General features: G+C 45.8%; 15 protein-coding genes, 2 tRNA genes and 2 rRNA genes. 7 read left to right on the plus strand and 12 right to left on the minus strand.

Annotation, left to right across the window (positions count from 1 at the left end):
- Positions 1 to 74: 74 nt before the first annotated feature.
- The 5 genes from ACE1SE_RS15860 to gmhB form a co-directional block, all read right to left on the minus strand.
- A 23S ribosomal RNA gene (locus tag ACE1SE_RS15860) occupies positions 75 to 2,984 on the minus strand.
- 173 nt (positions 2,985 to 3,157) lie between these two features.
- A tRNA-Ala gene (locus ACE1SE_RS15865) sits at positions 3,158 to 3,233 on the minus strand.
- Between the two features lie 20 nt (positions 3,234 to 3,253).
- Positions 3,254 to 3,330 (minus strand) — tRNA-Ile (locus tag ACE1SE_RS15870).
- Positions 3,331 to 3,400: 70 nt separating this feature from the next.
- Positions 3,401 to 4,942, minus strand: a 16S ribosomal RNA gene (locus ACE1SE_RS15875).
- Together the 16S and 23S rRNA genes with 2 tRNA genes alongside form the textbook arrangement of a ribosomal RNA operon.
- 364 nt (positions 4,943 to 5,306) lie before the next feature.
- Entirely contained in the window at positions 5,307 to 5,873 is a 567-nt protein-coding gene (gmhB, locus tag ACE1SE_RS15880; RefSeq protein WP_374051685.1) for a D-glycero-beta-D-manno-heptose 1,7-bisphosphate 7-phosphatase, read from the minus strand.
- Positions 5,874 to 6,051: 178 nt separating this feature from the next.
- Here gmhB and metN point away from each other — a divergent pair, with 178 nt between their 5' ends.
- The 6 genes from metN (at position 6,052) to proS (ending at position 11,725) form a co-directional block, all read left to right on the plus strand.
- On the plus strand, positions 6,052 to 7,083 hold the full coding sequence (gene metN / locus ACE1SE_RS15885) for a methionine ABC transporter ATP-binding protein MetN (protein WP_374051686.1): 1,032 nt from the start codon (positions 6,052 to 6,054) through the stop codon (positions 7,081 to 7,083).
- Positions 7,076 to 7,729, plus strand: coding sequence for a methionine ABC transporter permease MetI (locus ACE1SE_RS15890; RefSeq protein WP_374051687.1), 654 nt, complete (start codon positions 7,076 to 7,078; stop codon positions 7,727 to 7,729). The genes metN and ACE1SE_RS15890 overlap by 8 nt, the downstream gene beginning before the upstream one ends.
- 166 nt (positions 7,730 to 7,895) lie before the next feature.
- A complete protein-coding gene (locus ACE1SE_RS15895; protein ID WP_374051688.1) occupies positions 7,896 to 8,711 on the plus strand; it encodes a MetQ/NlpA family lipoprotein in 816 nt (271 codons plus the stop codon).
- An 89-nt stretch (positions 8,712 to 8,800) separates the two neighbouring features.
- Positions 8,801 to 9,196: an envelope stress sensor lipoprotein RcsF gene (gene rcsF / locus ACE1SE_RS15900; protein ID WP_374051689.1), complete on the plus strand. Its 396-nt coding sequence runs from the start codon at positions 8,801 to 8,803 to the stop codon at positions 9,194 to 9,196.
- Positions 9,197 to 9,218: 22 nt separating this feature from the next.
- Positions 9,219 to 9,926, plus strand: a complete 708-nt coding sequence (tsaA, locus tag ACE1SE_RS15905) for a tRNA (N6-threonylcarbamoyladenosine(37)-N6)-methyltransferase TrmO (RefSeq protein WP_374051690.1) — start codon at positions 9,219 to 9,221, stop codon at positions 9,924 to 9,926.
- Between the two features lie 77 nt (positions 9,927 to 10,003).
- A complete protein-coding gene (gene proS, locus ACE1SE_RS15910) occupies positions 10,004 to 11,725 on the plus strand; it encodes a proline--tRNA ligase (RefSeq protein WP_374051691.1) in 1,722 nt (573 codons plus the stop codon).
- 78 nt (positions 11,726 to 11,803) lie between these two features.
- On the opposite strand, the gene nlpE is transcribed toward proS, so the two are convergent.
- Complete coding sequence (gene nlpE / locus ACE1SE_RS15915) at positions 11,804 to 12,490, minus strand: envelope stress response activation lipoprotein NlpE (RefSeq protein WP_374051692.1); 687 nt, start codon at positions 12,488 to 12,490, stop codon at positions 11,804 to 11,806.
- A gap of 321 nt (positions 12,491 to 12,811) precedes the next feature.
- Here nlpE and rof point away from each other — a divergent pair, with 321 nt between their 5' ends.
- Entirely contained in the window at positions 12,812 to 13,075 is a 264-nt protein-coding gene (rof, locus tag ACE1SE_RS15920; protein WP_074020298.1) for a Rho-binding antiterminator, read from the plus strand.
- A 143-nt stretch (positions 13,076 to 13,218) separates the two neighbouring features.
- On the opposite strand, the gene tilS is transcribed toward rof, so the two are convergent.
- The 6 genes from tilS to lpxB all read right to left on the minus strand — a co-directional run bounded on the left by tilS (position 13,219) and on the right by lpxB (position 21,985).
- A complete protein-coding gene (tilS, locus tag ACE1SE_RS15925; RefSeq protein ID WP_374051693.1) occupies positions 13,219 to 14,562 on the minus strand; it encodes a tRNA lysidine(34) synthetase TilS in 1,344 nt (447 codons plus the stop codon).
- A gap of 32 nt (positions 14,563 to 14,594) precedes the next feature.
- Positions 14,595 to 15,512, minus strand: a complete 918-nt coding sequence (locus tag ACE1SE_RS15930) for a DMT family transporter (RefSeq protein ID WP_374051694.1) — start codon at positions 15,510 to 15,512, stop codon at positions 14,595 to 14,597.
- A 216-nt stretch (positions 15,513 to 15,728) separates the two neighbouring features.
- Positions 15,729 to 16,688, minus strand: coding sequence for an acetyl-CoA carboxylase carboxyl transferase subunit alpha (gene accA, locus ACE1SE_RS15935; protein ID WP_374051695.1), 960 nt, complete (start codon positions 16,686 to 16,688; stop codon positions 15,729 to 15,731).
- Positions 16,689 to 16,700: 12 nt separating this feature from the next.
- Positions 16,701 to 20,183: a DNA polymerase III subunit alpha gene (dnaE, locus tag ACE1SE_RS15940; protein WP_374051696.1), complete on the minus strand. Its 3,483-nt coding sequence runs from the start codon at positions 20,181 to 20,183 to the stop codon at positions 16,701 to 16,703.
- Between the two features lie 27 nt (positions 20,184 to 20,210).
- Complete coding sequence (gene rnhB, locus ACE1SE_RS15945) at positions 20,211 to 20,801, minus strand: ribonuclease HII (RefSeq protein WP_374051697.1); 591 nt, start codon at positions 20,799 to 20,801, stop codon at positions 20,211 to 20,213.
- Positions 20,801 to 21,985 carry a lipid-A-disaccharide synthase gene (lpxB, locus tag ACE1SE_RS15950; RefSeq protein WP_374051698.1) on the minus strand — a complete coding sequence of 395 codons (1,185 nt, stop codon included), beginning with the start codon at positions 21,983 to 21,985 and terminating at the stop codon, positions 20,801 to 20,803. The genes rnhB and lpxB overlap by 1 nt, the downstream gene beginning before the upstream one ends.
- Positions 21,986 to 21,990 lie beyond the last annotated feature (5 nt).

A 21,990-nucleotide genomic window follows, 5' to 3' on the forward strand; every position in this document is an offset into this window, starting at 1 on the left:
GTTTTCAATCCCGAACAAGCTGTTTTTATCCTGAAACTTTTCTCTCTCTCACCCCAAAACACCTTCGGTGTTGTCAGGTTAAGCCGCACGGTTCATTAGTACTGGTTAGCTCAACGTCTCGCAACGCTTACACACCCAGCCTATCTACGTCCTCGTCTCGAACGTTCCTTCAGTGTCCTCAAGGGACAAGGGAAGACTCATCTTAAGGCAAGTTTCCCGCTTAGATGCTTTCAGCGGTTATCTCTTCCGCACTTAGCTACCGGGCAGTGCCATTGGCATGACAACCCGAACACCAGTGGTGCGTCCACTCCGGTCCTCTCGTACTAGGAGCAGCCCCTTGCAATCTTCCAACGCCCACGGCAGATAGGGACCGAACTGTCTCACGACGTTCTAAACCCAGCTCGCGTACCACTTTAAATGGCGAACAGCCATACCCTTGGGACCTACTTCAGCCCCAGGATGTGATGAGCCGACATCGAGGTGCCAAACACCGCCGTCGATATGAACTCTTGGGCGGTATCAGCCTGTTATCCCCGGAGTACCTTTTATCCGTTGAGCGATGGCCCTTCCATTCAGAACCACCGGATCACTATGACCTGCTTTCGCACCTGCTCGAGCCGTCACTCTCGCAGTCAAGCTGGCTTATGCCATTGCACTAACCTCCTGATGTCCGACCAGGATTAGCCAACCTTCGTGCTCCTCCGTTACGCTTTGGGAGGAGACCGCCCCAGTCAAACTACCCACCAGACACTGTCCGCAACCCGGATAACGGGCCTGCGTTAGAACATCAAACATTCAAGGGTGGTATTTCAAGGATGGCTCCGTGCAGACTGGCGTCCACACTTCACAGCCTCCCACCTATCCTACACATCAAGGCTCAAGGTTCAGTGTCAAGCTATAGTAAAGGTTCACGGGGTCTTTCCGTCTTGCCGCGGGTACACTGCATCTTCACAGCGAGTTCAATTTCACTGAGTCTCGGGTGGAGACAGCCTGGCCATCATTACGCCATTCGTGCAGGTCGGAACTTACCCGACAAGGAATTTCGCTACCTTAGGACCGTTATAGTTACGGCCGCCGTTTACTGGGGCTTCGATCAAGAGCGTCGCCTTGCGGCTAACCCCATCAATTAACCTTCCAGCACCGGGCAGGCGTCACACCGTATACGTCCACTTTCGTGTTTGCACAGTGCTGTGTTTTTATTAAACAGTTGCAGCCAGCTGGTATCTGCGACTGGCCTCGGCTCCAAAAGCAAGTTTCTTCACCTAACGCCAGCGTGCCTTCTCCCGAAGTTACGGCACCATTTTGCCTAGTTCCTTCACCCGAGTTCTCTCAAGCGCCTGAGTATTCTCTACCTGACCACCTGTGTCGGTTTGGGGTACGATTAACAATAATCTGAAGCTTAGGGGCTTTTCCTGGAAGCGGGGCATCAGCAACTTCCGCACCGTAGTGCCTCGTCATCGTGCCTCAGCGTAACGGATAACCGGATTTGCCTGGTTATCCCGCCTACACACTTAAACCGGGACGACCGTCGCCCGGCTTGCCTAGCCTTCTCCGTCCCCCCATCGCAATTATTGCCAGTACAGGAATATTAACCTGTTGCCCATCGACTACGCTTTTCAGCCTCGCCTTAGGGGTCGACTCACCCTGCCCCGATTAACGTTGGACAGGAACCCTTGGTCTTCCGGCGAGCGGGTTTTTCACCCGCTTTATCGTTACTTATGTCAGCATTCGCACTTCTGATACCTCCAGCAAACCTCACAGTTCACCTTCAACGGCTTACAGAACGCTCCCCTACCCAACAACATATTCATGTCGCTGCCGCAGCTTCGGTGCATGGTTTAGCCCCGTTACATCTTCCGCGCAGGCCGACTCGACCAGTGAGCTATTACGCTTTCTTTAAATGATGGCTGCTTCTAAGCCAACATCCTGGCTGTCTGAGCCTTCCCACTTCGTTTCCCACTTAACCATGACTTGGGGACCTTAGCTGGCGGTCTGGGTTGTTTCCCTCTTCACGACGGACGTTAGCACCCGCCGTGTGTCTCCCGTGATAACATTCTTCGGTATTCGCAGTTTGCATCGGGTTGGTAAGTCGGGATGACCCCCTAGCCGAAACAGTGCTCTACCCCCGAAGATGAGTTCACGAGGCGCTACCTAAATAGCTTTCGGGGAGAACCAGCTATCTCCCGGTTTGATTGGCCTTTCACCCCCAGCCACAAGTCATCCGCTAATTTTTCAACATTAGTCGGTTCGGTCCTCCAGTTAGTGTTACCCAACCTTCAACCTGCCCATGGCTAGATCACCGGGTTTCGGGTCTATACCCTGCAACTTAACGCCCAGTTAAGACTCGGTTTCCCTGCGGCTCCCCTATGCGGTTAACCTTGCTACAGAATATAAGTCGCTGACCCATTATACAAAAGGTACGCAGTCACCCTGATAAATCAGGGCTCCCACTGCTTGTACGTACACGGTTTCAGGTTCTCTTTCACTCCCCTCGCCGGGGTTCTTTTCGCCTTTCCCTCACGGTACTGGTTCACTATCGGTCAGTCAGGAGTATTTAGCCTTGGAGGATGGTCCCCCCATATTCAGACAGGATACCACGTGTCCCGCCCTACTCATCGAACTCACAGCCTGTGTCTCTTCGTGTACGGGACTGTCACCCTTTACTGTGCGCCTTTCCAGACGCTTCCACTGACACACAAACTGATGATGGTTCTGGGCTCCTCCCCGTTCGCTCGCCGCTACTGGGGGAATCTCGGTTGATTTCTTTTCCTCGGGGTACTGAGATGTTTCAGTTCCCCCGGTTCGCCTCCTTACCCTATGGATTCAGGTAAGGATGGTGCAACGGATTGCACCGGGTTTCCCCATTCGGACATCGCCGGCTGATAGCGCTTCATATCAGCTCACCGGCGCTTTTCGCAGATTAGCACGTCCTTCATCGCCTCTGACTGCCTAGGCATCCACCGTGTACGCTTAGTCGCTTAACCTCACAACCCGAAGGTGTCTTCAGATTGGAGGGGTTGAGAGACTCATCAATGTTATCGTTCAACAACATCGATTGTTTCAAATTTTCAGCTTGTTCCAGATTGTTAAAGAGCATAAATTTCACAACACACTGTCTTTAATGTGTTCTGAAATCTTTTTTTAGTCAGAAGAGTCATGGTGGAGCTAAGCGGGATCGAACCGCTGACCTCCTGCGTGCAAGGCAGGCGCTCTCCCAGCTGAGCTATAGCCCCATTGAACCGGACAGAAAAATTGGTAGGCCTGAGTGGACTTGAACCACCGACCTCACCCTTATCAGGGGTGCGCTCTAACCACCTGAGCTACAAGCCTATTCCGTTCCTGTCTCTTCTTCTCTATATCAGACAATCTGTGTGAACACTCACATTTCACCATCTTAGGTTAAGGAGGTGATCCAACCGCAGGTTCCCCTACGGTTACCTTGTTACGACTTCACCCCAGTCATGAATCACAAAGTGGTCAGCGCCCTCCTAAAGGTTAAGCTACCGACTTCTTTTGCAACCCACTCCCATGGTGTGACGGGCGGTGTGTACAAGGCCCGGGAACGTATTCACCGCAGCATTCTGATCTGCGATTACTAGCGATTCCGACTTCATGGAGTCGAGTTGCAGACTCCAATCCGGACTACGACAGACTTTATGAGGTCCGCTTGCTCTCGCGAGGTCGCTTCTCTTTGTATCCGCCATTGTAGCACGTGTGTAGCCCTACTCGTAAGGGCCATGATGACTTGACGTCATCCCCACCTTCCTCCGGTTTATCACCGGCAGTCTCCCTTGAGTTCCCACCCGAAGTGCTGGCAACAAAGGATAAGGGTTGCGCTCGTTGCGGGACTTAACCCAACATTTCACAACACGAGCTGACGACAGCCATGCAGCACCTGTCTCACGGTTCCCGAAGGCACTTCCGCATCTCTGCAGAATTCCGTGGATGTCAAGAGTAGGTAAGGTTCTTCGCGTTGCATCGAATTAAACCACATGCTCCACCGCTTGTGCGGGCCCCCGTCAATTCATTTGAGTTTTAATCTTGCGACCGTACTCCCCAGGCGGTCGATTTAACGCGTTAGCTCCGGAAGCCACGGCTCAAGGCCACAACCTCCAAATCGACATCGTTTACAGCGTGGACTACCAGGGTATCTAATCCTGTTTGCTCCCCACGCTTTCGCACCTGAGCGTCAGTCTTCGTCCAGGGGGCCGCCTTCGCCACCGGTATTCCTCCACATCTCTACGCATTTCACCGCTACACGTGGAATTCTACCCCCCTCTACGAGACTCTAGTCAACCAGTCTTAGATGCCATTCCCAGGTTAAGCCCGGGGATTTCACATCTAACTTAATTGACCGCCTGCGTGCGCTTTACGCCCAGTAATTCCGATTAACGCTTGCACCCTCCGTATTACCGCGGCTGCTGGCACGGAGTTAGCCGGTGCTTCTTCTGCGGGTAACGTCAATCGCAGGGTGTCTTCGACCCTGCGCCTTCCTCCCCGCTGAAAGTACTTTACAACCCGAAGGCCTTCTTCATACACGCGGCATGGCTGCATCAGGCTTGCGCCCATTGTGCAATATTCCCCACTGCTGCCTCCCGTAGGAGTCTGGGCCGTGTCTCAGTCCCAGTGTGGCTGGTCATCCTCTCAGACCAGCTAGGGATCGTCGCCTAGGTGAGCCGTTACCCCACCTACTAGCTAATCCCATCTGGGTTCATCCGATGGCGTGAGGCCCGAAGGTCCCCCACTTTGCTCCCAAGAGGTCATGCGGTATTAGCCACCGTTTCCAGTGGTTATCCCCCTCCATCGGGCAGATCCCCAGACATTACTCACCCGTCCGCCGCTCGCCGGCAGGAAAGCACGCTTTCCCCCGCTGCCGCTCGACTTGCATGTGTTAGGCCTGCCGCCAGCGTTCAATCTGAGCCATGATCAAACTCTTCAATTAAAAGTTTGATGCTCAAAGAATTCTACTGTTAGTTCGTAATGAATTAACTGTCAGTCACTCTTCAAGACTTTAAATCTTTTTGCCTTTCGGCTTGGATAAGTGTCTTGCGAGTGCCCACACAGATTGTCTGATTAATTTGTTAAAGAGCGTTGGCAACCGGAAGTCTCTTCCGGGTTGCGAGGCTGCGTATCTTACGCTTTCCTCTTGTCGTGTCAAGCCTTATTTTTCAGGGCTTTTCACGTTGTCATCCCGACAGGTTTGTGTGTTTGTCGTGACAACGGAAGCGCATTATAGGGAGACTTCTAATTTAGGCAAGTCTTTTTTGTGATTTTTTATTTAAGCGCTCACAATTTGAACCAAAAGGTTATTTTTGCCTATTTTTTATTACATTTGGCAAGTCTGACAAGCTATTAACTACCAAATCCGCAACCTGTTCTGCCTCTTCTATTATTGGTTTTCCTGTACGAACAAGAACCTTGGTACCAACTTTCGCAGCTTTGGCTGCCAGCATATCTTCTATTTTGTCTCCTACCATATAAGAAGAAGACATATTGATATGTAATGCTTTCTGTGCATCTAACAACATACCTGGTTGTGGCTTACGGCAGTTACAGCTCTTTTTATATTCTTCATCCTCTGCTTCAGGATGATGCGGACAATAATAAATACCATCAAGATCAACACCTCTATCCGCCAATGACCAATCCATCCATTCTGTTAATTGCATAAATTGATCTTCAGTAAAAATCTTACGTGCAATGCCTGATTGATTGGTCACCAAAACCAGAGCATAGCCCATTTTTTTCAACTCAAGCATGGCTTCAATAGCACCATCAATAAATTGAAAATTATCTACCTCATGTACATAACCATGATCGATGTTAATCGTGCCGTCACGATCTAAAAATACGGCGGGAATACCTTGAGTCACCTGATTACTCCAAGAATGTACCAAGTGGACAGTATCGCATGATTTATTACTGATTGAGAATGCAGCATTTAATTTATTCCTAGTTGACTTAGACGTCTAGACGCCTTAACATCCACTTTAATTCATGACTTGTTGAAATGTTCTCAAGTCATTCATCTTTACATCTAATAAGAAAAAAATGATAAGACTGACTCAGATAAATAAGATATTTCAACAAGGAACGCGCACGATAAAAGCGCTTTCAGATATCAACCTACATGTCCCGCAGGGACAAATATATGGTGTCATTGGTTCTTCCGGTGCAGGCAAAAGTACCTTAATTCGCTGTGTGAATATGCTTGAACGGCCGACTTCTGGTCAGGTATTAGTGGCAGGGCAGGATCTCACTTCTCTTTCAGAACGTGAGCTAACGCATGCACGTCGTCATATTGGCATGATTTTCCAGCACTTTAATTTGTTGTCATCCAGAACCGTGTTTGACAATGTTGCATTACCTTTAGAACTGAATAACACACCTAAAGCCGAAATAAAGGCCAAGGTTAACGAGTTACTAGAGTTAGTTGGACTTGCTGAAAAACATGATGCTTATCCTGCTAATTTATCGGGTGGCCAAAAGCAGCGTGTTGCTATTGCGCGGGCTCTAGCAAACTCTCCCAAAGTGCTTTTGTGTGACGAAGCCACCAGCGCTCTGGACCCAGCAACAACGCGCTCTATTCTGGAATTATTAAAAGACATTAACCGTCGACTGGGTTTGACTATTCTTCTCATTACCCATGAAATGGATGTCGTTAAGCGCATCTGTGATCAAGTTGCCGTCATCAGTGGTGGTCAATTGATCGAACAAGATGTTGTGAGCGCAATATTTTCGCATCCCAAGACACCGGTTGCTCAGGAATTTATTAAATCTACGTTGCACTTGGACATTCCTGAAGATTATTTACAGAAGTTGCAACCGGAATCCGCGCCTGATCGCAGTCCATTATTGAAGCTGGAGTTCACAGGTAAATCAGTTGATGCACCTGTAATCTCTATAGCTGTTCGTCGCTTTAATATCGACATCAGCATATTAAGTTCCCAAATTGACTACGCCGGCGGTGTGAAATTTGGCGTTATGCTGGCTGAATTAGATGGGGAAAGTGATAGCATCAAATCAACAATTGCATTTTTAGAAGAGCATCATGTGAAAGTAGAGGTTCTCGGTTATGTCTGAAGGAATGATTTTATTATTGGCTAAAGGAGTCTGGGAAACCCTCGTCATGACTTTCGTCTCTGGTTTCTTTGGCTTTGTTATTGGTTTGCCAGCGGGTGTGCTTCTATATGTTACTCGCCCTGGGCAGATAATTGAAAATGGTACGCTTTATCGCATACTTTCTGCATTGGTAAATATTACGCGTTCAATACCTTTTATTATTCTATTGGTATGGATGATCCCATTTACCCGTCTGATTGTAGGAACATCTATCGGCTTGCAAGCAGCCATTGTTCCGCTGACTGTGGGGGCGGCACCGTTTATTGCCCGCATGGTGGAAAATGCATTGTTGGAAATCCCGACTGGCTTAATTGAAGCAGCACGTGCAATGGGAGCAACCCCATTTCAGATCGTCAAAAAGATCTTATTGCCGGAAGCATTACCAAGTTTGATTAATGCCGCCACCATCACTTTAATTACATTAGTTGGTTATTCCGCAATGGGTGGCGCTGTTGGTGCCGGTGGTCTAGGTCAGATTGGCTACCAATATGGCTATATTGGCTACGATGCGACAGTGATGAATACCGTATTAGCATTATTAGTTGTTTTAGTGTTCTTAATTCAGGTCGGCGGTGATCATTTAGTGAAAACCGTTAATCGCAAATAAATTATTTTCAACAAAGTGGCAAGGCTTATACCTATACCCGACAAATCTCAAGTTGCTGCTTTATTGGCTGCAATTTGAAAGATGAAAGGAATAGGAGCCTCATTATAGTAGTACGCAGTAACTTGATAAGACAGGTTATAAATCAGTATTCAATAGGGGTGAAAATATGTCAGTAAAATTGAAATCCATCGCAGCAATCAGTGCATTATTAGGTACATTAATTCTTGCTGGTTGCGGACAGGAACAACGTGATCCAAACCATATCAAGGTTGGTGTTATTGCAGGACCTGAACTTAAAGTTGCTGAGGTTGCTAAACAAGTGGCTAAAGATAAATATGGCCTTGATGTTGAATTGACGACATTCAATGATTACGTTCTGCCAAATGAGTCATTGAGTAAAGGGGATATTGATGTGAATGTCTTCCAGCATAAGCCTTTTTTAGATCAGCAAGTGAAAGAACGTAACTACAAATTGGCAATTGTTGGTAATTCTTTCATTTTCCCAATGGCGGCCTACTCCAAAAAAATTAAGTCACTGGATGAATTGCAAGAAGGTTCTCAAATTGCCATCCCTAACGATCCGACTAACCAGGGGCGCGCTCTGCTGTTATTGCAAAAACAAGGTCTTCTCACTCTGAAAGAGGGCGTTGGTCTGCTACCAACTATTTTGGACATTACCAGCAATCCTAAGAATTTGGATATCGTACAGTTGGAAGGGCCACAATTGCCACGTTCACTGGACGACCAAAAGATTGTTTTCGCTATTATTAATAACACTTATGCGGGACAGATTGGTTTAACACCAGAGCAAGATGGGATCTTTGTTGAAGATAAAGATTCACCTTACGTCAATATTATTGTCAGCCGCGAAGACAATAAGGATGCGGAAAATGTACAAAAATTTGTGAAAGCGTACCAATCTCCAGAAGTAGCAAAAGAAGCCAATGAAGTCTTCAAGGGTAGTGCAATAAAAGGCTGGTAATCTTTCCTATTCAGACAATCAAGATTAGAATCATTGGGTGGGTATTTTTTATATCCACCCATTTTTAATTTTAATGAGGGTCCAACTCGATGCGTGCGTTACCTATCTGTTTAATAACGCTTTTTATCGCTGGGTGTACTTCACCGTCAACTCAGTTTAATAAATCTGGTATGTCAGATCCGAAGTTGAAACATCAGTCAGTCAAAAAAAGCAAGGTATCCTCTTATGTCCATCTCTATACCAAGCCGGATGAGCTTTTAGGTGTACCATTTAAAGAGTTAGGTATTGTAGCCGGAGAATCCTGCCGTAATACGCTGCAAGACTCTCCCGCCAGTATTGTAACTGCACGGCAAAATATGCTGACAAAAGCATCTTACCTAAACGCAAACGCGGTTTTACTCCATCAATGTGCGATTTTACCTAGCCAAGGCTGCTACCAAATTGCCATTTGTGAAGGCACCGCATTACTAACAACCAACAAATAATTGTGTCTGAATTACTATAAAAATGGCAGATTTTCATTTTACGCAAATAGGAACCATTCATTCTCCTTACAAAGAGAAATTTGCTATTCCCCGTCAACCGGGTTTGGTCGAAGATGGTACAGGGCAGCTAGAGTTACTTGCGCCTTATAATCAGGTTGATGCAGTACGCGGACTGGAGCAGTTCAGTCATTTATGGATTATCTTTGTGTTCCATCAAACCATGGATAGTGGCTGGAATCCATTAGTGCGCCCACCCCGTTTAGGAGGAAATGCCAAAATGGGAGTTTTTGCCACCCGTTCAACCTTCCGCCCCAACCCAATTGGCATGTCACTGGTGGAATTGAGAGATATTCAATGCGAGAACAACCGCGTCATTCTGGAACTTGGTAGTTTGGATTTAGTGGATGGTACACCAGTTATCGACATCAAACCTTATCTGCCTTTCGCCGAATCACGACCAAAAGCCAAGGCTGGTTTTGCCCAAGCCGCACCAGAAGCAGATATGGCAGTGAGCTTCTCACCAGAAGCGGAATGCCAACTTTTATCCCACAAAATCCATTATCCTCATTTGAGGCGCTTTATCAGCCAAGTATTAGCTCAAGATCCTCGTCCTGCCTACCGTAAAAAAGTGCAGGAAGACCGTCTATATGCCGCTCATATCTTGGATTTTAACGTCCGCTGGCGAGTTTTTAATACCACAACAGAAGTGGTTTCTATCGAACACAGCTAAAACTCCTTTTGACATTGCAAGCTCACTGGTAGACTAGCGATTTGTCTTTATTTTTCGCTATCCAATGGAAACTTACTATGCGTACTAGCCAATATCTGCTCTCCACTTTAAAAGAGACACCTGCTGATGCAGAAGTCGTCAGTCATAAACTGATGCTTCGTGCTGGAATGATCCGTAAAGTCGCTTCAGGTCTGTACAACTGGATGCCGACAGGTGTCCGCGCGTTGAGAAAAGTTGAAAACATTGTTCGTGAAGAGATGAATAATGCGGGAGCGATTGAGGTTTCCATGCCAGTAGTTCAGCCGGCAGATTTGTGGCAGGAAAGTGGCCGTTGGGAACAATATGGCCCAGAATTACTGCGTTTTGTTGATCGCGGTGAACGCCCTTTCGTTTTGGGACCAACCCATGAAGAAGTTATCACTGATCTGGTTCGTAACGAGGTCACTTCCTATAAGCAGCTTCCACTGAACCTGTTCCAGATCCAGACCAAATTCCGTGATGAAGTCCGCCCACGTTTTGGTGTCATGCGTTCACGTGAATTTATTATGAAAGATGCGTACTCTTTCCACACCAGCCAGGAGTCCCTGCAAGAAACTTACGATAAGATGTACGATGCCTACAGTAAGATCTTTACCCGCATCGGCTTAGATTTCCGCGCAGTTCTGGCTGACACGGGTTCAATCGGTGGCAGTGCTTCCCATGAATTCCAGGTTCTGGCAGACAGTGGTGAAGATGATATCGTTTTCTCTACCGAGTCTAACTATGCGGCTAATATTGAATTAGCGGAAGCAGTTATGCCATCTCAAGAGCGTACAGCTCCATCTGAAGAGATGCGCCTGGTCGATACACCAAACGCCAAAACGATTGCTGAGCTGGTCGAACAATTCAATCTGCCAATCGAAAAAACCGTTAAGACTCTGATCGTCCATGCCGCAGAAGAAAGCGGGCATAAATTAGTTGCCTTGCTGGTACGTGGTGATCATGAATTAAATGAAATCAAAGCAGAAAAATTGACTTTGGTCGCCAGCCCACTGACTTTCGCTACCGAAGAAGAAATCCGTGCCATTGTGAAAGCAGGCCCAGGCTCTTTAGGTCCGGTCAACCTGCCGATGCCTGTCATTATTGACCGCAGCGTATCTGTCATGAGTGATTTTGGTGCAGGTGCTAATATTGATGACAAACACTATTTCGGCATTAACTGGGAGCGTGATTTACCATTACCAGAAGTGGCTGATATCCGTAATGTCGTTGAGGGTGACACTAGCCCAGACGGTAAAGGAACGCTGTTAATCAAGCGTGGCATTGAAGTGGGTCATATCTTCCAATTAGGCACCAAGTATTCTGATGCCCTGAAAGCCACTGTGCAAAATGAAGATGGACACAATCAAATTATCACTATGGGATGCTATGGTATTGGTATCACCCGTATCGTTGCAGCAGCTATTGAACAGAACCACGATGATCGTGGCATTATCTGGCCAGATGCTATCGCCCCATTCCAGGTGGCTATTTTGCCAATGAACATGCATAAATCTTACCGTGTGAAAGAAGTCGCCGAAAAATTATATGCAGACTTACGTGCCAGCGGCATTGATGTCATTTTCGATGATCGTAAAGAGCGCCCTGGTGTTATGTTTGCTGATATGGAACTGATCGGTGTACCACATACTCTGGTTATCGGTGATCGTAACTTAGATAACGGTGAGATCGAATATAAACACCGCCGCACTGGTGATAAGCAGATGCTGAAACTGGAAAACCTTGTTGATTACCTGAAAGGTCATATTCAACAAGCTTAATTTCGTTTATCAGCTTTTAAGAAAACCTGCGTATTCATTACGCAGGTTTTTCAATAGATTATGCACTGCTGTTATATGTTATTTCTTAGTATGACAAGAAGAGGTTTTATCAAAACGAATTTTACCTGTTTGAACCACTGCATGATCAAACAGCCCATCTTCCATTGAAGGACGAACCGTATAATAGCCCTCTATTTCCACATAAACAGGGGTTCCACCTTCTACTCCCATGGCGCTATAGCCACGTTCTAAATCGATATTTTCCGCAGCATCATAACGCTTTCCTGTACCACATTCCGTAAAGAGAGCGGAATCAGCAAAATAACTGTATTCTCCGGCCAGTTTTTTCGGTTTGACTTTATCTAATTCATAATTGAAGCTTGATTGAATTGGCTCGCCGTCGATATCCAGCATAACCAAATTTTCGCCTTTCATCTGATAAGAAGATTTTTGGCCGTCTTGCTGATTTAAAATAATTTTTTTACCGTTTATCACCCAATGACCTGTTTCAAAGAACGTATTTTCCTCATGCTTAGCTCCCAAATAGGTTTGCCCCAATATATACGTTCCATCTTTAGCAAGTTGTAAGGTAGTCTCGATACCTGCACAATCTGCACAAGGTACAACACCACTAAACACATTTTCTGTTGGCTGAGACTTTTCCTGAGATACAGCGCTCTTCTGGGTTACGGAAGTATTCTGGCATCCCGCAGCGGTGAATACACCAGCAACCAACAATGCAAGCAATATTTTTTTATTCATCATTTTATCCAACAAATTCAAAAGATAAGTCTTTGTTTTCAAGCAAAGCATAAGCTTTACATAACAAGATTGACATTACTCTACTGGATTGCGAAATGCACGGAGAGAGCAATCAAACAGTATGACTTTATTTTATGGCATAGTGATAAGATACAGGTTTAATCCACTCCCTGCTCCAACGAAATTCTCACCGACTTATTCAGTAATCACGGGAAGCTTACTGTGCTATAGTCGTAAGTAGCATTTTGCATTTGATTTGGGTCAATCACGGGCGGCACGATAACCGCCACTAACATGTGGTGAGCAAAATAGTGGTGAGCAAATATGTCTATAGATAACGAAGAATATCAACCAATTAACTGTGATGATTACGATAACCTTGAGCTAGCATGCCAACGCCAGCTACATTTGCATCTCCAATTGCGAGATGGTGAAACATTTGAAGGAAAAGCGAATAAGCTGATTTTAAGAAAAAAAATTGAATATCTTCTCATCGATTCAAATGAAGGAACCCGTGAATTAAGGTTAGATTACATTATCAGTTTCAGCAATCCAGAAATTGGAACGATTGTTATCGAGCATTCTTAAATCTGATCGCTAATAACGATTAGAACCCCACCCCCAAAGTCCTTATATAAAATAAGGACTTTTTGTGTAAAAAATCCCCATGAATCAATTAGTAATCTGCTATAGTCAACTTTACATTTATCACTACGTGACTAACCATACCATTAAATATGATGGATTTTCTCCCACTGAACTGAAATTCCTTCGCCATCCGGCAAATTCTGCCCTTCTTTAGTGATGAAAACCCCTAGCGCGGCAATCAGTTTTTCATTGTAATAGAGCAAAGGGGTTCTCTCCCTGAGCCAAGGTGCAACCCCAAATTCTTGCCACAGTTTTTTACTGTGGCGGGAATGTTGCCGTCCCACAATGCTAATATTGCCCTGAAAACCAAAACGAATTGTCACTTGTTCATTACTGTTTGGCTTTCTTACTGTAATACCATTTTCTTTAGAACAAAACAGCGTTCCTAATCCATCTGGTAACGTCAATGCCTGCTGTAAATCCCATTCAAGAATCGTTCCCGCCAGATTCTGGTATTGAGGAAGTAACCAAAGTTGCTGCCGATAACGGCGAATATCATAGTGCCCTAATCTAAAACGCGGTTCTGCATCTTGTCTGGCGAGTGCCACTTCTGACCAGATTCGTTGAAGCTGCTCGCGTGCCGGCATTTTTACACCACACTGATTAAGCCATCGCCGCAACAACGCATTTCGTTTTGCTTCAGAACTGTTTTCCAAAGGAGGAATAGAGATCGAACCTTCCGCGGTAATCAGAGAATCCAAAGATTCTTGCAGCAATTCATCCAACAATTGTTCTTGCTCGCCACACAAGCTGGCACTGCGGGAAACCGCTTGCGGAAAATGAGGCCAACGCTGATTGAGTAATGGCATGATATTCAGACGCAGGAAATTACGGTCATAACGATCATCTTGATTACTGTCATCCTCTACCCATTGTAATTTTTGTGTCTGTGCATACTCTTCCAATTCTGCACGACTTACATTTAACAATGGACGAATCAATGTCGTTCCCGCAAATGGCATTCTGGCAGGCATGGAAGATAATCCCGCCGGACCACTGCCCCGTTTCAGTGCTAATAAAAACGTTTCTGCCTGATCATCAAGATGCTGTGCCGTGATTAAAACTTCATCCTGCTGTAATTCACGTTGGAATGCGTGATAACGTGCATTTCTAGCCGCAGCTTCAATCCCATTCTGGCGAGTATTAAGCTGGACTTTTTCGGTTCGGAAATCCACCTGCCAGTCAGCACAAATCTGACGACAATGTTCGACCCATAAATCCGCCTTTGGGTTTAAGCCATGGTGAATATGGATTGCCCTTAACGCCATTCGTTCACTATTCAATTGATGAAATTGGGTTCGCAAACGAACAAGCAAATGCAGCAATACGGTGGAATCTAATCCGCCGCTAAATCCGACCAAAATCTTTTTATGCTGACCAATTTGCTTTGCCAACACCGTAAGCAGAAGAGCATGAGTACTTGCCATTATAGAGCCAAACCTTTTTTCATTTTGCCTGATCAATCCTCAATCAGATCATCCATCAATTCATTTTGTTCGGAAGTCTTTCTCTTAGCACTGATACAGAGTAATCCAGAAATGATAACCAGCGCTAACCCAATCACATAGGCAGGGACAAACGCATCACCAAAAAACAAGATAATCCACATCATCGACAAGACGGGTGATAAAAATAAGATTGAGGCAATCTTATGAGAATCTGGGCCATTCATGGCTTTGAACCAAATAATATAAGAAACTCCATTCAATATGATGCCATTAAGCAATGTTGGCATCAGTGAATCACCGACAGGTAAATTAATGCTGCTGAAAGCAAACATAAATACTGCGGAGACTAAGGTGGAACAGAGGAATACCCAGAATGTACTAATATAGGGATCAATAGCAAACTGTCTCGATAAGACCGACATTAATGCAAAACAAAATGATCCGCTAAATACCAACAACAATGCCTGTGGATGTTCCACGGCAATCTCGGTAATATTTCCTTTCGTAAAAGTGATTACAACAGCCATAAAGCCCATTGCAATGCCAATCATTTGCCTGATCGTTAATTTTTCTTTAAACAGGAAAAATGACAATCCAATAATCATTAATGGCCAGCTATATTGGATCACCAAAACAGCAACACCATTTTCAATGGAGTAACCATAGTAAAGCAGCAAATAGAAGAAACAATCCAAAGCACCTAAGATCAAAACTTTAAGCATAATGGGCAAAGGAATGAATAAAATATCCTTCCAACTTCTCCCCATCATGAGAGCAACGGCAAATACCGCTAAGACAGACAAAATATTTGACCAGAATAAATATTGGAAGTGATCCATCTCTTTCTGACCAAAACGCGATATAGAAGGAATAAAGCTCCAGATAAACACGCAGGAAAACGCATAAATAATATATTTATATTTGGCCATATAAAAACTCAACTTAATTATTTTAAAGCCCAGCCTACAAGGCACCCACTCCATCCCAACATCATCAGGCATAATAATATTAGATTATATATGCCGTGATGATTTCGCTCTTACAAACAGCAAAACAGGTGGAAATACCAGAGAGTTATCACTTCTCAGTATTTCCACCTGATAAATACTTTCAGCCCGCAATTAGCGATTAAAATATTTCAGATCTTAGCAGTAACCGTACTGCATTAATCGCTCATAACGACGGTTAACTAATTCTTCACTGTCCAGTTCACTCAATTCAGAAAGATCAGCCAACAATTGAGCTTTCAATGTTTCAGCGATTTCTTCATAGTGACGGTGCGCACCACCCAATGGTTCAGGAATAACAGTATCGATCAGATTCAATTCTTTCAGACGTGGGGCTGTATTCCCCATTGCTTCAGCTGCCAATGGTGCTTTTTCAGCGCTTTTCCACAAAATAGAAGCACAACCTTCAGGAGAGATAGTAGAGAAGGTACTGTATTGCAACATGTTGATTTTATCACCAACACTAAGCGCCAACGCTCCACCAGACCCCCCTTCGCCAATCACGGTACAGATGATAGGTACAGAAAGATGAGACATTTCACGCAAGTTACGTGCAATAGCTTCTGACTGACCACGTTCTTCTGCGCCTACCCCAGGATATGCACCAGGGGTATCAATGAAAGTAATGATTGGCAATTTGAAACGTTCGGCTGTTTCCATCAATCTCAACGCCTTACGATAACCTTCCGGTGATGGCATACCAAAATTGCGACGGATTTTTTCTTTGGTTTCACGCCCTTTCTGGTGGCCTATCACCATGACAGGACGGCCATCAATACGCGCTAACCCACCCACAATGGCCTTGTCATCAGCATAGGCACGATCACCCGCTAACTCTTCAAAATCAGTAAATATGCGCTGAATATAATCCAGTGTATAAGGGCGCAACGGATGGCGTGATAGCTGGGAAATTTGCCATGCCCCTAAATCAGCAAAAATTTTGCGAGTCAGCTCCAGGCTTTTTTCCCGCAGACGCTGGACTTCTTCATCCAGATTGATATCTAGCTTTTCATCTTGACGGCTAACTGCGGTAAGCGAATCAATTTTCGCTTCCAGCTCGGCAATCGGCTGTTCAAAATCCAGAAAATTCAGACTCATAATGTTCCTATTCTAGTCAAATTCTAATTCTACCTGCTCATTACCCAGCAGAGTTCGCAGATCGGTCAAAAGGGTGTCTGTTGGCGTTACCCGCCATGTCGCCCCGAATCGTAAACGGGCGCGGGCATCTACCCGCTGGTAATAAAGATGAACCGGTATTGTACCTGAGCGGTGTGGCTCCAATGCACCACGAAGACGGCTCAATAATTGTTCATCAATTTGCCTGTCTGATAACGAGATAGCAAGCCCACGTGCAAATTTTTCACGTGCCTCACTGATATCCATTAATTCACGAACTGTCATTTTAAGCCCACCGCTGAAGTCATCAAAGCTGACTTGTCCGGTAGCAATCAAAATCTTGTCCTGTTCCAATAAATGCTGATACCTTTCCAGCGCATCAGAAAACAGCATGATCTCCAGACGCCCGGAACGATCATCCAATGTACTGATACCAATCCGGTTGCCCCGTTTGGTTGTCACTATTTTAGAAGCTAATACCAAACCTACCACAGTTGTTACCTGGCCACGAGGTGTCGGGTTCACATCTTTCAGACGTAACCCATTGGTATATCGTTCAATCTCTTTCAAATAACCTGTGATTGGGTGCCCAGTTAAGTACAAACCCAGCGTTTCCCGCTCACCATCCAATACCACCTGATCTGGCCATTTCGGGGTACTGGCATACGAACGCTCAACTTGTTCTGGTTCTTCGGCTAATACGCCAAACATATCGGTTTGACCCGTGGCTTCTGCTTTGGCATGTTGATCCGCTGCTTTCAGTGCTCCTTCCAAAGATGACATCAGTGCCGCACGATGTGGCCCCAACCGATCAAAAGCACCGGACATGATCAGTTTTTCCATCACACGCCGATTTATTTTTTTGATATCAACACGTGCACACAGGTCGAATAGCTCTTTGAAATGCCCTTCTTTCTGTCGAGCTTCAATCATCGCTTCAATCGGGCCTTCACCCACACCTTTAATCGCACCAATGCCGTAAACAATTTCGCCATCATCATTGACATGGAAATGGTACAAGCCGCTATTAATATCAGGAGGAAGAACTTTCAGCCCCATGCGCCAACACTCATCCACCAGCCCAACAACTTTTTCGGTGTTATCCATATCTGCTGTCATCACGGCAGCCATAAATTCTGCCGGATAGTGCGCTTTCAGCCACAACGTTTGGTAAGAAACCAGTGCATAAGCTGCGGAGTGAGATTTGTTAAAGCCATAACCCGCGAATTTCTCCACCAAATCGAAGATTTTCATGGCGAGCGTACCATCAACGCCCTGTTTTACCGCTCCTTCTTCAAATACCGACCGTTGTTTAGCCATTTCCTCTGGTTTTTTCTTACCCATTGCACGGCGCAACATATCTGCCCCGCCAAGGGTATAACCGGCCAAAACCTGCGCAATCTGCATCACCTGTTCCTGATACAGAATGATGCCGTAAGTTGGCTCCAATACAGGTTTTAAGGATTCATGCTGCCATTCAACATCAGGATAGGAGAGTTCTTCCCGTCCATGTTTACGGTCGATAAAGTTATCTACCATGCCTGATTGCAACGGCCCGGGACGGAACAGGGCCACCAATGCGATCATGTCTTCAAAACAGTCAGGTCGCAGGCGTTTGATTAAGTCCTTCATTCCGCGCGATTCAAGCTGGAACACGGCCGTGGTTTCAGAACGTTGCAGCATATCGAAACTTTTCTGATCCTCCAGCGGAATAGCTGCAATATCAATCGGTTCCAGACCTTTCCTGGCACGACGAGCATTCACCATCTCAAGTGCCCAGTTGATGATGGTTAGCGTTCTCAGGCCAAGGAAGTCAAACTTAACCAGACCTGCGTATTCCACATCGTTTTTGTCAAACTGGGTAACCGGGTTTTGCCCTTCTGGATCACAGTAAATCGGTGCAAAGTCAGTAATTTTGGTTGGTGCAATAACAACACCACCGGCATGTTTACCTGCGTTACGAGTGACACCTTCCAGTTTGCGCGCCATGTCTATCAGCGCTTTAACCTCTTCATCCGCTTCGTAAATTTCAGGTAGCTGTGGCTCGGCGGCAAACGCTTTTTCCAGCGTCATACCCGGATCAGAAGGTACCAGTTTGGATATACGATCCACAAACCCATAGGGATGCCCAAGTACACGCCCAACATCGCGGATAACCGCTTTTGCCGCCATCGTACCAAACGTGATGATCTGCGATACCGCATCTCGTCCATACATATCTGCAACGTGATCGATAACCTGATCACGTTTTTCCATGCAAAAATCGATGTCAAAATCTGGCATGGAAATACGTTCAGGGTTAAGGAAACGTTCAAACAGCAGATCGAATTCCAGCGGATCGAGATCGGTAATTTTTAACGCATAAGCCACAAGGGAGCCGGCACCAGAGCCTCGTCCCGGACCAACGGGAACACCGTTATCTTTCGACCACTGGATAAATTCCATTACGATCAGGAAGTAGCCAGGAAATCCCATCTGGTTGATAACGTTCAGCTCAATATCAAGGCGCTTATCATATTCTGGACGTTTTTGCACCCTGACTTCTGGATCGGGATAGAGAAATTCCAGACGCTCTTCTAACCCTTGCCTGGATTTTTCAATGAGAAAGTCTTCAGTGCTCATTTCGCCCGTCGGAAATTGCGGCAGGAAATATTCACCAAGACGGATCGTGACATTACAGCGTTTAGCAATTTCTACGCTATTTTGTAGTGCTTCAGGAATGTCTGAGAAAAGCTCGCACATCTCCTGTTCACTGCGTAGGTATTGCTGAGGGCTGTAATTTTTAGGGCGTTTCGGATCAGACAGTGTATAACCATCGTGGATAGCAACCCGAATCTCATGAGCTTCGAAGTCCTCACTTTCAAGAAAACAGACGTCATTGGTTGCCACAACGGGAAGATTTTTTTCTGACGCCAGCGCCACAGCCTCATGGAGATAGTTTTCTTCATCCTGACGTCCAGTACGGATCAACTCAAGGTAATAGCTGTCAGGAAAATGTTCCTGATAAAAATCGAGACATTGCTCCACCATCACACGATTGCCACGCAGCAGGAATTTTCCCACTTCGCCCATACGCCCACCCGACAGTAGGATCAACCCTGTTTTGTATTTGACCAGCCATTCCCGCTTGATAGTGGGGCCTGTTGCACTATAACCTTTTTGGTAAGCCTCAGAGATCAGCAAGGTCAGGTTTTGATAGCCTTCATTATTACGGGCAAGGATCGTCAGATGAGCATATTCATCCCCCAACAAATCACTTTCCACATAAAAATCCGCACCAATAATTGGCTTGATACCAGCACCGTGGGCACTACCATAGAACTTCACCAATCCACACAAGTTGGTAAAATCCGTGATCGCAAAAGCTGGCATCCCCAATTTAGCGACTTTTTTCACCAGTGGGCCGGTTTTAGCCAAGCCATCAATCATTGAATAATCACTGTGAACACGTAAGTGTACAAAACGTGGTTCTGTCATAATCTGTCCAAATACTTATCTCAGATTTTATCCAAGACCTAACGCCCGTTTAACTGGCGCAAAACTCTTACGATGATGCTCCGTAGCGCCCAAAGAAGCCAATTTTTCCAGATGAAGAGCTGTAGGATAACCTTTGTGTTTCGCAAATCCGTAATCAGGGAACTGTTTATCCAGTTCTGCCATTTCCCTGTCACGTGTTACTTTGGCAAGAATAGAAGCAGCGCTTATTTCTGCAACCAGATTATCGCCCTTGACGACAGCTTGAGCTGGCATGGCTAATGCCGGACATCGATTGCCATCAATCAGAACATAATCCGGTATGAGCGCCAACCCCTGAACGGCCCTTTGCATAGCCAGCATTGTGGCATGGAGGATGTTAAGCTGATCGATTTCTTCCGGCTCTGCACGACCAAGGCTCCAACACAAAGCGTTCTCTTTTATTTCCCAATACAGCGCCTCACGGCGTTTTTCCGTGAGTTTTTTCGAATCCATCAAGCCTGCAATGGGTTTAGACGGATCAAGAATAACCGCCGCAGTCACTACAGCCCCTACCAATGGGCCACGCCCAACTTCATCAACACCGGCAATCAAATTCGCCTGTGGATAAACAAAATCCATTATCTTCTCGCTAATTCCAGAACAGCTTGTGCAGCCTGTTCATCGGCATCACAGCGAATGCGTTCATGCAAATGCAAGAACGTTTGTTTTAACGTTTCCACATCAGCACCACCTTGCAAAAGAGGTAACAACGCCTCTGACAACGATTGTGGTTCGCATTCATCTTGTAGTAATTCTTTGACTAATTCTTTGCCTGCCAGCAAGTTAGGCAAGGAAACATAAGGTGTCTTCACCAGGTGTTTTGCCAGCCAGAATGTAAAAGGTTTCATCCTATAGCCCACCACCATTGGGCATTTGGCCAGCATACACTCCAATGCAGCCGTACCGGATGCCAGTAAAGTAGCATCACTGGCAATCATGGCTTCACGCGCTTTACCATCCAATAAATGGAGCAACAAATCCGGTGCTATCTCGTTTTTAATGCGCTGAAATTGTTCACGCCGTTTGGCATTAACCAAAGGAACCAATACATGCAAGTCGGGAAATTTATCCCGTAATAATTGTGCGGTTTTTAAGAAGTCAGCACTGAGCATCTCTACTTCAGCATGACGACTACCAGGCAATATTGCCAGACAATGAGCAGATAATGGAATATCCAAAATTTTTCTGGCGGCTGCTTTATCGGTCTGCAAAGGCATCGCATCTGCCATTGTGTGCCCAATAAATCGACATGGTACGTTAAATCGATCATAAAAGGCTTTTTCAAAAGGTAGAAACGCCAGCACCAAATCCGTTGCTCGGCCAATTTTAAACACCCGTTTCTGACGCCATGCCCATACCGATGGGCTGACATAATGGATCGTTTTAATTCCCTGCTGTTTAAGCCGGCCTTCCAGAGTAATGTTAAAGTCAGGCGCATCAATGCCAATAAACACATCAGGCTTCAACGCAGTAAAACGTGCGGTTAAGTCTTTGCGTATTTTCAGCAAACGGGGCAAACGTCCCAGAACTTCAACGATCCCCATTACTGCCAGCTCTTCCATCTCATACCAGGCTTCACAACCTTCTGCCTGCATAAGAGGGCCAGCAACACCCACAAAGCGGGCGTGCGGAATTTTTGCTTTCAATGCGCGAATCAACCCTGCCCCAAGGATATCACCGGATGTTTCTCCGGCGACTAAACCAATTGTCAGCGGGCGCTGATTATCAACAGAAGAAAAGGTAGTCAAAGGAGTATCCTTCATCTACT

It is taken from the genome of Xenorhabdus taiwanensis, from assembly GCF_036512875.1.
Taxonomy (GTDB): Bacteria; Pseudomonadota; Gammaproteobacteria; order Enterobacterales; family Enterobacteriaceae; genus Xenorhabdus; species Xenorhabdus taiwanensis.